Below are 12,738 nucleotides of genomic sequence, written 5' to 3' on the forward strand. Positions count from 1 at the left end.
TTTTAAAGGGACTTAAGATCTTTGATTAATTTATTCTGAATATTACTGTCTGTTGACTCAAGATTAATAGTGGCATCTTGCACACTCTAATCCACCAATGTCTTCAACTTTCATTGTTCCTTTGCTCACGGCATTGTGTGCTTCCATTAACTTGTCGTAGTAAGCATTATCTTTACCGTTTACTTCAGTTTTGCGGTGACAATCAACACACCAGCCCATCGTCAAAGTAGAACGTTGTTGTACTACTTCCATTTTGTCAATATCACCGTGGCAATTTTTACAATCCAAGCCACCAACGTTTGTGTGTTGTGCGTGGTTGAAATAAGCTAAGTCAGGCAGGTTGTGTACACGTACCCACTCAATTGGCTTATTTGTTTCGATTGCTGTATAAATCTTCTGAATTTCCGGAGACTCACGTTTGATGGTATTGTGGCAGTTCATACAGATATTAGCCGAAGGAATACCTGATTGTTTGCCTTTGTAAACCCCTGTGTGACAGTACGCACAGTTGATCTTCATTTCGCCTGCGTGCAGTTTATGAGAGAAAGAGATAGGTTGTTTAGGGGCGTATCCTTGGTGAACACCTATACCATATAGACCGTCGAAGGTAGCTTTAGTTACTAAAAGGATAAATACCCAGCTAACGGCTATGCGAACAGTTTTGTTAGCTACGATGTCTTTCAATCCATTCTGTAATTTCTCACCGAAAGAACTGCTTGGCGTAGCTGTTTCTGATTTATCTGTCAGTTTGTTTAATAATTGCAGGATTCCGAGTAAGGCTACTAAAACCAGACCCATGATCACTAACAATGAAATCAGGATAACATTGACAAATTTTCCACTTCCGGTATCACTTTGTTGTGGATTTGGATTAGGACCATTACCTGGATCTTTAGTAGCAGGCGCTGATGCAGTTTTGATATAGGCCACAATCGATTTCACATCATCATCTGTGAAATTCGGGAAAGCGGTCATCTGGGTTTTGTTGAATTTATTAAAAAGCTCGTTAGCGTATTTATCGCCACTTGCTATAACACCCATTGGATTGTTAATCCATTTTTTAAGCCAGGCCAGATCTCTGCGAGAATCGATACCTGCTAGACCAGGTCCTACTATTTGTTCGTTAGTAGCAGCATGGCATTGAGCACAGTTTCCTTTAAATAATTGTTCTCCTTTTGCTGCGTCGCCTCCCCCAGCAGGTGCTGCGGTAGCTGTAGAATCTTGTGCAAATGCGTTGCTGAAAGAAATTGTAACAACAACAGCAAGAGCTAAAAGTGATTTATAAAAATTACGAATCATATTATATGTAAGTAGTATAACCTAATTTTCTGACTGCAAAACTACGCCAGTATTGTTTTCAATCAAATAGGTTTTTTAACTTTTTTTATTTTTTACAGTAATTTAGAATTATTTTAAATAAAATCATAAACAATTGAATACCAGCAATTTAACAAAAAATACCATTCCGCAATTCACACAAGGTGACAGCACTGGAATGGTATTTTAGCAAGATTATACACGCATATGAAACGTATATTCATCAGTAGTTGTTAATTTTTTTCAGTTCAGGTAAGGGTTCATTCTTGGCACAAATATACGTCCATCCCTACTCTATTACAATAGTTTCAGATAATTTTCTGAGATTTTAATCTTAGCCCTGCTTTTCCAATTTTCTTTTTTTATCTTAAAAACCTGCATAAGGTATTCAATATAAATATTTTGTATTTTTACAGACGCGTATACGTTCACAGAATATTATAGCATTCTTAAGAAAAAAATAACATGGCGCTTATCTACAAAACCGATTTAGTACCCTCTCCCGAGCAAATTATTGAGCTATACGAAAATGCAGGATTGCCCAGACCTACACACGACATCGAAAGAATTGGCAAAATGTATGCCAATGCTGATTTAATCATCACAGCATGGGATGAGAATATTGTGGTTGGCGTTTCGAGAAGCATTACAGATTGGGTCTGGTGTTGTTATCTGGCCGACTTAGCCGTAAGAAGTGACTATAAAACCTCGGGGATCGGTAAAAAACTGGTTCAGTTAACGAAAGAAAAAGCAGGCGAACAATCAATGGTCTTGCTATTATCGGTCCCTACAGCAATGGAGTATTATCCGAAGATAGGGATGGAGAAAGTAGAAAATGGTTTTATCATCTTTCGTGAGAAATGATTCATTTCATTAGCAGAGTTTTTATAAAGAAGAGAATATCCCGCAGGCGGCTTTTAAAAACATGAGTCCGTCAATAATAATCAGATAAAAAAATATATTTCTTCGCTCTTGTAAAGCATAGCAGGCACTTATCATGGCAATGAACGGAAATACATTAATAATAAGCCTTCTTTGAGAGAAGTGATTGAGGGTACCAAAAATCAGAAAACTGATTAATCCGGCAATGGTAAGAGGAAGGATAATACTGAATATAGTAAACCGAAGCCCTTTCCTGACTACAAAGGTTTTTACATTATGATTGGAGTCGGCAGCATAGTCTTTAATATCAAACATGATACATAAGACTGAAATAAACATAAAGTTTTTTAGAAATAACCACCATCCTATCGGGCTTATGCCCTGCTCGCTATGGTGGGTAAGGTTATAAAAGATAATAGGTGCAATGGTAATAAGCCCGGCCCAGGTAAAACCAATCACAAAAGGTTTCAGCCAGCCTATCTTTCTTAAGTTATATCTGGGCAGAAAACTGAGCCCATAGTAAAATACAGCGGCTAATGGTGTGAGCAAAAGAGGTAATAGTTGATTGATATGGATATGCCATAACTCATACCAATATATATAGAGGATGTAGAGGCCGATAATAACGCTCAATAATAAACAAAATAATTGGCTGTATTTAACAAATTTTCTGTTCTGGATATACCAGTTTGTTCTTGGATTCTTTGAAGAACTTAAGGCGGGGTCAGTGATATAAGCTATGGTATAAAACCAGACTGTAAGCGCAAAGGCTAATATATAATAATATGGCTCATTTAATGGATATTGCTGCTGCATGGTAGCCTCTATGGAAAGTGCCACTGCACATACTCCATAAAAATAGTTTCCGAAGAAAAATGCCTTGATTATTGACTGAAACATCTACCCTATCTTAATAGTCTGAACTTTGCTAACGCATCTCATCGCTTTTTTGTTTCGATTTTTAAAATAGGATAAATGGTTTTATTGGGAAGTATATTTCAATAATACGCTCTCTATTTCTGAATGACCTTTTTTCTGGCCCTCGTCAATGGCGTTTCCCAAGGCTTTCCTGCTCTATACAGGTCTGCTCCTTGTTTTAATAGATTATATATTTTTCGGCCAACGTATGCAGATCCTTCCAGCCATAACCACCATGGAATTTTCCGTTGGCTGAATATAATCTTTTTCCGCCCATCGCTTCATGAAATCCACAGGAAGGGTTTTGTGGAATGCCAAACAATACCATCGTATCAATCCCTTGATTCAGGAAGCGTTTCACTACCTGCTCAACCAATTTAGCTCCGAAGCCCAATCGCTGATAGTTTCTCAGTATATAAATCTTATTCAGCTCTCCGGCAAAATCGGGTAAGTCGGGTGATGAATAGGGCTTAGCTTTGGCGAAACCTATCAGCTGATGCGTTTGGGTATTTTCAATAACAAAACAAAACCAGCCCTCATTTGTTCGAGAGAAGAACTCTTTCCAATGGCGGTGGATATACTCTCTGGATAGTTTATGTTTTGAATTTCCGTAGGTTTCATACCAGGTCTGAATGTGTAGTGTTACTAAGTCTTCCATGTCTTTAGCAACTGCTTCGCGGATAATGAAAGAGGAAAGGGTTTCTCCGTTTTTGTGAAGTAAACGCTTGTTGGCGCCACTGGATGGCCGCTTGAGCCCAAGAAGGAATCTAAGGATTGAGGTTGTAACGTTTTTCATAATTTGTATTTTGTATATCGTAAAAATACAAATTTTTAGAAAAAAGAAGAAAGGTTAACGGAGAAAGAATAAGAATTAATGATTTTTTATTTTGAAACATCATGCTGCAACTTATACCTGAAATCACACTTGCCTGCTCCGTTAGCAATGGTATCTGTACGTATCATGGATAGACCTGCCAGATTTGTCGTATATTTATCAACCTCACATAAAATTGAGACATATTTCTGATAATTGTGCTTTTTGAAAAGCTTGCAGATCCCACACTCTATTATATCAACACCATAGCCTAAACCATTGGTCTCTTTCTTATTGGTAATAATATGAGCTACAAAACCCTCCGTATTACCTCTTTCGCCTACCTTTTTTGCAAAAACTTCAATTAAATATTTACCTATATGTGTTTGTATCAGCTTAACGGGTAAGCGTTTCAGAAATGCCTGCCATTGATTTTTGGGACGGAGATATTCTGTAATCGTAAAAAGAGATACTTCTCTGATTTGTTCAAAACTTTCCCCTGCCTTGTCTAAGACTATGATTAATGCCAGAAAATAGGCTGATAAATCAAGGCGTCTATCCATAGGATTGGATGAAGTTCTGGAAAAACTTATATCTGCTTTCAATTCGCCGTATTGTGAATCAATCTCGTCTAGTAAGTCTTTTGCGTATTTTGGATAATACTTGTTTAGCGCTTTTCTGAAATAGTATTTATAAGTAGCTATTGTCATGGTCTTATATTTTTTACAAATATAAAAATATAATTTAGATTAGTCTAAATTATATTTTAGCCACACAATACAACTACTATAGCTTATACAATCAAAAAGGGGATACACCTTCTGGCATATTCCCTTTCTAAATTATGAATCTTTTACAATCAATGGATATAAATCATCCCTTGCGGATTAATATTCCATTGGTATTTCTGGGCTTCGCTAAAATTCTTAAAATCCATTTTTTCGCCTAAAATAATCTCTTTGTATGCCTGAAACATCTGTCTTGCGGCTATCATAGGAGACATCCGCCCTACACCTGTGCAAAGTCCGGGAACGGCTACCGAATTAATTCCTGGCTCCCTCTTCGCATGAATCAAAACAGCCTTCATAGCCAGATAGGCGTTCACAGATGTATCAATATTAAAATTCATCGGCACACGCATAGTAGGTGCAGAAATCAGAAATGGGATAGTGGCATCACCCGTTTCCATTACAATTGCTTGTCCGACTAAGAGTTCACCCTCTGGAAGCTCTTTTATTTGTTGTTGAAGTCTTTTTTCTAAATCCCAGCCAAATCGTTCACTGAGTGCATAATCAAGACCTCCGTCCATAAAACCAAAAGAATTGGCTGGACTAACCACAGCATCGCATGAGAGTTGTGTAATGTCAGCTTCAAGAATAGTTACATGGGGTTCGTTCTCAAAAAATTCTTTCCAGGCAACAATCAGCCTGTAGTCGAGCGCAGCTAAAATAATTTTCATTTTTAAATAAGATTATAGTCACAAAAAACGCATTACCAGCCTATTGATAAATGCTGTAATGCATCGCAAAAATAATGAAAATTTTTCGGGTGCTAAATTTAGCTTAAAACAAAAGGGAATATGCCGTTTGGCACATTCCCTTCTAGATACTCAGGCGATTTGAAAAATCGTACGGGCGGCGAACCGCATACAATTATGAGGTTGGGTATTTCTTCATGATTTTGCTCACGCCCTTTTCAATCTGCTTATCGATTTTACGGGCATTCAAAGCCCCTGAAACACTTCCCTGCCAGACCAGTTTATTGGTTTTAGCATCGATGGCGTCAATCACCAGATTACCTTTAGTATATGAATACGGCGCAGAATATCCACCACCATAATACCCCATATTATAAGGTACCAACATTCTACCGATACGGGCATATCCAATCATCGGATAAGACGGGCCGTAAAAGCCACGAGTGGTTTCTCTTTCGGTATCAGTATGGAATCTCAATAATAAATCTGGTTGCTTGGTGTTGATGGTCATACCCTTCTTCAAAAGAATCTCATCCACATTTGACTGAATATTTTTTGTAACCAGTTCATTATTGTATTGCGGATTTTTTGTTTGGATATCAGGTTGAATCCATGCAAATGAACGATAGTCGCTAAAATTAACAGTAGGGTCTTTATGTGTACTTACCTGTGCTTTTGCGCCTGAAATGCCTAGCCCGATCATCCCGATAAGCAAGGCTTTTTTAAATAGTCCTTTCATCTCTTTTCTACTCTTAAAATTCAGTTTCAATTCACTAAACTTAGTCAATTTCGACTACACTATATTAACGATAACAGGGTAAATTCCGTTTAAAAAACAGGGATTTATTATGTTAAAATGTGTTAAAAAGCAGATCTAGAAAAAGGGTAAAATACCTCGTCAAATACCCTTAATAACGAATAACATTAAGCACTAATCGGCCGAATTATTATCAATCAAATCAATAATGAACTGGTTATAATTTTCCCGCATAGGTAATTCAAAATCTATGGTCAATTCCCTCCTTTTCGTAAGATTTTTCTGATTGGTTTTTGGATTAAATCCTTCTCTTTCTACATCTTTCCAATACAGACCGATACCGCGTTTCTGCCAGTTTGGCAAATGATTGAAATTAATGCCGTATTGAAACAGCAATTCGTTTTTTTCGGCAATGCTTAGTTTTTCAATTTTAGCTGTTGCCTCTTTTTTTGAGAAGTTATCCTGTCTTAATCGCCAGTAGCAGTGTGCGTTCAGGGCATTTCTGTGCGCGTCTTCGTTACGCCACCTGAAATAATCTACTACCAGATTTTTATTGGGGAGTTCTGAAATACGGCAATCAAAAGCACCTACCGCACCCAATAGCACTGAAAACTTTGCACTTGCTTCTCCAGCCAGAATTGAATTGTATTTTCTTGTTTTTCTTGAAAACGCTGTTTCGTTCAAATGGAACAATAAAGAGATTTCGTCGCTCTCGGTGAAACCATAAATCACATTAAATCCGCAGGTCATTAAGTGCTTTACTGTCTCCACCATATAGTCTCTGAATACTTCATCGAAAGGCGCTTTAAACTTATGTACCTCTTTAGTCAGTTTTGTAAAATTCCGCCCATCTATTCTGGCTACCATATATATTTCGGGTAGCACATAACGGTCTTGTGCAGTTTCGTAGACTCTCATTTTGAGGTCTAAATCATCAAATTTCATTGGGGTATTTATTAATTACAAAATCATTATCCTTTATTTCTACACTATACAACTCGTCAAAGCCTTCATCAAGGCTCGGTAATTCAAATTTCTTGTAGGTGCTTTTGACACCTACTTCTGGTATATTCTCTTTATCCGTTCTGAGTGCATTTCTGCTTAAGGCATCTTTTAAATCCGACTTAAAATAGTATCCAATTATCTTGTATTTGCGTTGCCTCGCCACTGAAATATACTTATTTCTTTCTGTTTTTGTCGGGTTGGTGTTGTCTACTACAAAAGCTTGTTGTGTGCTCAGGCAAGCTTGCAGAAATACATCTTCCCGATGTCGGGTTTTCAGCAAATCAAGCGATAAATGTATGTGGGTTTTGAAAAAGTTCTTCTTGTAGAAAGTTGATTTCCCGGTGGCTTGTATGCCACAAAAGATAATTGCCTGCATGGTTTTAGTCACTGATTAATGTTTTATAATCATTCAAAGATAAGTTTTTATGACGATTAATTTAAAGAACGTTTATTTTTTGATATTTCATTAAGTTCGACGAGGGCTTTAAATGCAATTTTTAAAGACGGGTTGACCCAGACTGGCTTTCCGCGACTTGCCGTCCACACAATGAACTTTCCAAACCTATTTCTTTACAAGACAACATAGTGATTATATAACTCGTTGGGTGAAATTAAAATATATTATCCCTACGGGATACTGGCAATCGAAAAAGCATATTTCTACTACCGATATATCGTCCCTACTGGACTGAAAATATCCTGACTGGGCGTCTCCGTAGGGATATTATATCGGCGGCCGCCGCGCTGTAGGAAAAAGTAGCATAATTATGAATGGAATCTCTTAGGGATGATATATTAAAGCCTTTGAGTAATTTCACCCAACGAGTTAATTATATAATCACTTCAGCAACAGTATGATTCTTCCAAAAATCTTCCAAAACACTTTGAAAGCACAATCCAAAGCCGGAAATTTAGGAGACAGCTAGCCGTTCGCGACTAGTCGTTCACAAAACAATTATTGCTATGGCCGAAGAAAAAAGAAAGAACTACAAACAGAATATAGGTAACAGAGACATTACTGGTTATAGACTTGAATATAATGAACCCAGAGGTCTATTTAAAAAAGCGATTGGCTATACTTCCCAGCAGGTAATTTGGAAATTGGTCAAGGTAATTCCACTTAATTGGAACCGGAAAAAAGGTAGACGCTACGGTGACTACCTTTTTGACTGAGGAGTCTGTAAAAGCATCAGTCGCTAAATTGAGACCGGAAAAGATTACCTAAAAGTGCCCTTATGGTGGGAACCTTTTTGAATAAGAGAAATAGCATAGCAGCGTTAGTTTGCAGGCAATTGGGGTAACGATTACGGAGGTAATACCCTACTCTGACTCAAAAACCGTCGGCCTGAACTGTGGCGGAACGAACGGGAGTCTTATTTATCAATTTTAAATTTTCTATTTGCTCAAATAAAAACTAATTGCTTCGTTTTATAACTAAAATATTAGTTGTATTTTTGCTGATAATCAACCTTAATTAACATGATTAGAATTTATCTGACTATTGCCTGGCGAACTTTGCTTAAACATAAAGCCATTTCATTGATTATGATTATCGGATTATCATTGAGCATGGCCGCTTTTATGCTCATTACCCGGTATGTATTGGATGAGCTGAGTTATGACGATTTTCATGTAAATGCTGAAAGGATTTACCGGATTAACCTGAATGATTATAAAAACAAAGTGCTGACTACCAGCAGTGCGCTTAGCTATTATGCCGAAGCACCAGTTATTAAAGAATCTATTCCGGAAGTAGAAGACTTCGTAAGAGTCCATCGGGCTGATGGCATGATTAATTACCGGAAACCTAATGGAGAGATAGTGAGTTTTCAGGAGAAAAACGGATTTTATGCCGATGCTTCATTCTTTGATGTATTCTCATTCCCGTTATTGAAAGGTTCGGCTAGTGAGGTACTCCAAAGCCCTGAATCAGTAGTTATTTCGGCTTCAATGGCAAAGAAATACTTCGGCGACGAAAACCCCATTGGCAAAATACTACAAATGACTTCTGAATGGCAAAGTGGGAATTATCTGGTAAGCGGCGTTTTTGCTGATGCACCTAAGAATAGCCACTTTCACTTCGATTTTATTTTTGCGATAGATAATCTTCTTAAGAATGGTCAGTTTGTTAATGGTGGCTGGTATTGGGCGAATTTCCATACTTACTTATTGCTGAAACCTCAAGCCAATATCAGTTCAGTAGAAAACCTTATGGCCAATGTGATAAAAAAACATCTTGTTGGTTTATGGCAACAATATAATATTAGCCAGACCATGACTTTGCAGCCAATTGGGGATATTCATCTAAATCCACTCAAAAATTCGGAGATAGAGCCGGGAGGCAAAATTGAGGTAATTTATGTGCTAATGGTAGTTGCTGCGCTGATTCTTATTATTGGGTTGCTTAACTATACCAACTTATCAACAGTAATGGGCATGGAAAGAGCCAAAGAAGTAGGCATCAGAAAGACTTTAGGGTCAGAAAAACGACAACTCGTTGTTCAGTTTTTCTTAGAATCTTTTATTTTCAATTTTCTTTCATTGTTGATTGGTATTGGATTTTTTCTAATCACTACGCTCACCATTGCTCAATCTGATTTTTCTATTCTTTCACAACCTGTATTTTACCTAATTATTACTGGCGTATTCTGTGCAAGTTTCATTCTTTCCGGTTTGTATCCGGCCTTAGTATTGTCTTCTTTCAAACCTATGTCGGTTTTAAAAGGTCGCTTGATAACTAGTGTAACTGGTCAGCTATTTCGTAAAGGTCTGGTAGTTTTTCAGTTTTCGGCTTCAATTTTATTGATTATCTCTACTATCGTCATTAATCAGCAGATTAAATTTATGCAAAAGCAAGATTTAGGGATGGATATCAATCAGAAGCTGATAATCAATGCACCCAGAATATTGCGCACAGGTAGTTTTACGAATGACATGACTTTGTTTAAAGACAGAATTTTATCAAATACCCATATCAAAAATGTAACGGCTTCCTCTTCTGTTCCGGGCAGAGAAATTTTCTGGACAGCGGAATTTCAGCAGTTTCATGAGGCAGCCAATAATTTCAAGCTTTGCCATGTAGTAGCCATCGATGAAGACTTTATCCCAGCGTATCAGATGAAGCTGCTGGCCGGAAGAAACTTTACCAAAGAAATGATGCTGGATGATCAGGCGATTATTATCAACGAAACCGCTATGAAGGCCTTTGGTTTTTTATCTCCTGAAAGTGCTTTAAATCAGGAAATTGGTGATGCCTCACCCAAAAAGATTGTAGGCGTAGTGAAAGATTTTCACCAAGAATCACTCAAGAGTACTACTAAACCTATTGTTTTTCAGCATATCCTCTGGAATAGTACTTTTCTGAGCCTTACGCTGCAAAGCAAGGATATTAAAAGTACCCTATTTATGATTGAAGAGATTTATAAAAATGCCTTCCCGAATAATGCTTTCGAGTACTTCTTTTTAGATACATACTTTCAACAACAATATGAGTCAGACGAGCGTTTAGCCAAACTCTTCAACTGGTTTGCCGGAATGGCTATCTATATTGCCTGCCTGGGGCTTTTGGGTCTTGCTATGTTTACCGCTCGCAGCCGGACAAAAGAAATAGGGATCAGAAAAGTATTAGGTGCAACTGTGGGTAGTATTGTTGTATTGCTCTCAAAAGACTTTCTCAAACCTGTTTTCTGGGCAATGGTTTTTGCTTCACCATTGGCCTGGTATATTATGCATTGGTGGTTACAAGGGTTTGCTTACAGGGTGACTGTCGAATGGTGGGTATTTGTAATAGGAGGAGCAAGCGCCGCATTGATTGCTATTATCACTATCAGTTTTCATAGCATTAAATCCGCATTGATGAATCCGGTGAGGTCTTTGAAGATTGAGTGATTTATTAATTTAGTGAATTAGTGATTGAGCGAATGAGTGATTAGTTTTTCATTAATAGCTCATTCGCTAAATAAGCCCATCTGTAAAATGTCGTTTTTCTTTTGGCTTGCCAAATTTCTCTTTGTTATAGTTTTTTGAGTTACCTCTGGGAATAGACAAAGAGTTCCAGTTTGTATCACAAATCATTTTGCCGATAAAGACAATCTGGCCGATATGGTAAGGATAATGCGCCAGTTGGCGGTTAATAGCCTCCGTTACTGAATGACCTTGATTACGGATATAAATTTCCTTGCTCAGGTCTTCTGTTGTGAGGCTATCCAAAGCATTAAACAGGCAGTTCCAACCCTCATTCCATTTATTAAGTAGTTCTTTTGTGGTAGTTATGTCATTTTCAAATTCGGCATCTCTCTGGCGCCATTCCTTTTCACCATCGCTAGTCAGGAAATCTGTCCAGCGCGAAAGCATATTGCCCCACAGGTGTTTTACAATCGTGGCAATACTATTGCTTTCTTCATTATACTGCCAGAACAATTGCTCGTCTGTTAGTTGGGCGAAGGTTTTTTCGCCCAGCATTTTATAATACTCAAATTGCTTGCGGGCGCTTGTGAGATAGTCGGTCATAGTAAGATAAAATATGATAGGTTAATGACGTATCAATCAATGTGTAAATTGGGAAAAGTCAGCCATATTTCTGGAAAACGCTTTCCTCGGGCTTTTCTCCTTCTTCACTCATATTATTCAAAAACTGGTGTAAGCGTATATCCTTTTGCTTGTAATAAACCTATTAGCCCTTTTTCTCCAGCCAAATGCCCTGCTCCTACAGCTATCACCGTAATATGTTTTTTAATCATTTGCTCTATTTTTGGCATCCACTTTATATTTCGCTCAAATACAAAAACTCTATCTTCTTCAGAATCGCCGTCAATCTTAAAGTAATCAATATTCTCTGCCTCATACTTTTCAATCAATGTCTTATATGATTCTTTGCTTTCAGCTTTGAGCACTTTATAGTTTTTTACAGTTTCATATAGTTCATTTGCGAGTATTTCGTAGGTTTTATATCGGTGACTAAGTGCTGCACTTTCCCTTACGGATTCTAGCCCTTTGTACTGATAAATTACATCAGCCATTTTATGACCTATAATCCGTTCATATGAGCCAGTTGCGCATCCCAACATGCTGTTTTCAACAATACCTATTGGAACTAAAGGATGAAAGAACCGAAAACCCTTTATTCCTCTTTCGCTTCTTAGTGAGTCTTTAAAAAACCGATTGATGAAATTATACTTTTCAGGAGTCAATATACTTTCCAATGTAGTATTATCATGCATATAATCTTCTTCTGAAATATCTCTTGGAAACTTCCAAATAAAGAAACTATTATACCGGTCTTTATAGGGGTCTAACTCTGTAAAATTACACTCAAATACCAAGGTATATGCCTGATTTAAAACATTCAATAGTTTAGGCTTCAGTTTGATGTCTTTCTTACAAATACTATGTAATGTCCCATATAGATATGAAGGCTGTTTCAATCCATTTCCTGATACTTTCCATAGCAACGAATGTTGAAGGGTATCTTGTGACACTCCCCATATACTACTTAAACAGCAAATGATAATGAACACACTAAGTCTGATAGGATATGTCATAGTACGAATTTATAAGTATTTTCAAACC

General features: G+C 37.4%; 13 protein-coding genes. 3 read left to right on the plus strand and 10 right to left on the minus strand.

Going from position 1 to position 12,738, the window contains the following annotated elements; genetic code table 11:
• Positions 1 to 63: 63 nt before the first annotated feature.
• On the minus strand, positions 64 to 1,299 hold the full coding sequence (locus tag ACYVFA_RS27360; protein ID WP_460475048.1) for a c-type cytochrome: 1,236 nt from the start codon (positions 1,297 to 1,299) through the stop codon (positions 64 to 66).
• A 483-nt stretch (positions 1,300 to 1,782) separates the two neighbouring features.
• On the opposite strand from ACYVFA_RS27360, the gene ACYVFA_RS27365 reads away from it, so the two are divergent.
• Positions 1,783 to 2,181, plus strand: coding sequence for a GNAT family N-acetyltransferase (locus ACYVFA_RS27365; protein ID WP_460475049.1), 399 nt, complete (start codon positions 1,783 to 1,785; stop codon positions 2,179 to 2,181).
• 21 nt (positions 2,182 to 2,202) lie between these two features.
• Here the strand turns inward: ACYVFA_RS27365 and ACYVFA_RS27370 are convergent, their stop codons facing one another.
• From ACYVFA_RS27370 to ACYVFA_RS27400, 7 genes are all read right to left on the minus strand, one after another.
• Positions 2,203 to 3,099, minus strand: a complete 897-nt coding sequence (locus ACYVFA_RS27370; RefSeq protein ID WP_460475050.1) for a UbiA prenyltransferase family protein — start codon at positions 3,097 to 3,099, stop codon at positions 2,203 to 2,205.
• A gap of 196 nt (positions 3,100 to 3,295) precedes the next feature.
• Positions 3,296 to 3,913: a GNAT family N-acetyltransferase gene (locus ACYVFA_RS27375; RefSeq protein WP_460475051.1), complete on the minus strand. Its 618-nt coding sequence runs from the start codon at positions 3,911 to 3,913 to the stop codon at positions 3,296 to 3,298.
• 86 nt (positions 3,914 to 3,999) lie between these two features.
• Positions 4,000 to 4,641: an L-2-amino-thiazoline-4-carboxylic acid hydrolase gene (locus ACYVFA_RS27380; protein ID WP_460475052.1), complete on the minus strand. Its 642-nt coding sequence runs from the start codon at positions 4,639 to 4,641 to the stop codon at positions 4,000 to 4,002.
• 149 nt (positions 4,642 to 4,790) lie between these two features.
• The gene (locus ACYVFA_RS27385; RefSeq protein WP_460475053.1) at positions 4,791 to 5,390 is read right to left on the minus strand and encodes a macro domain-containing protein; all 600 of its coding nucleotides are present in this window, start codon (positions 5,388 to 5,390) and stop codon (positions 4,791 to 4,793) included.
• A gap of 193 nt (positions 5,391 to 5,583) precedes the next feature.
• Positions 5,584 to 6,147 (minus strand): DUF4136 domain-containing protein, encoded by a 564-nt coding sequence (locus ACYVFA_RS27390; RefSeq protein WP_460475054.1) that lies wholly within the window; start codon positions 6,145 to 6,147, stop codon positions 5,584 to 5,586.
• Positions 6,148 to 6,339: 192 nt separating this feature from the next.
• On the minus strand, positions 6,340 to 7,110 hold the full coding sequence (locus ACYVFA_RS27395; RefSeq protein WP_460475055.1) for a tRNA(His) guanylyltransferase Thg1 family protein: 771 nt from the start codon (positions 7,108 to 7,110) through the stop codon (positions 6,340 to 6,342).
• On the minus strand, positions 7,100 to 7,546 hold the full coding sequence (locus ACYVFA_RS27400; RefSeq protein ID WP_460475056.1) for an AAA family ATPase: 447 nt from the start codon (positions 7,544 to 7,546) through the stop codon (positions 7,100 to 7,102). Before ACYVFA_RS27400 ends, ACYVFA_RS27395 begins: the two co-directional genes overlap by 11 nt.
• 587 nt (positions 7,547 to 8,133) lie before the next feature.
• Between ACYVFA_RS27400 and ACYVFA_RS27405 the strand changes: the two genes are divergently transcribed.
• Positions 8,134 to 8,343, plus strand: coding sequence for a hypothetical protein (locus ACYVFA_RS27405; protein WP_460475057.1), 210 nt, complete (start codon positions 8,134 to 8,136; stop codon positions 8,341 to 8,343).
• Positions 8,344 to 8,649: 306 nt separating this feature from the next.
• Entirely contained in the window at positions 8,650 to 11,058 is a 2,409-nt protein-coding gene (locus tag ACYVFA_RS27410; protein WP_460475058.1) for an ABC transporter permease, read from the plus strand.
• Between the two features lie 66 nt (positions 11,059 to 11,124).
• On the opposite strand, the gene ACYVFA_RS27415 is transcribed toward ACYVFA_RS27410, so the two are convergent.
• Entirely contained in the window at positions 11,125 to 11,679 is a 555-nt protein-coding gene (locus tag ACYVFA_RS27415) for a DUF1572 domain-containing protein (RefSeq protein WP_460475059.1), read from the minus strand.
• Positions 11,680 to 11,792: 113 nt separating this feature from the next.
• A complete protein-coding gene (locus tag ACYVFA_RS27420) occupies positions 11,793 to 12,710 on the minus strand; it encodes a TraB/GumN family protein (RefSeq protein WP_460475060.1) in 918 nt (305 codons plus the stop codon).
• Between the last annotated feature and the right edge of the window lie 28 nt (positions 12,711 to 12,738).

The organism is Emticicia fontis, assembly GCF_054779675.1.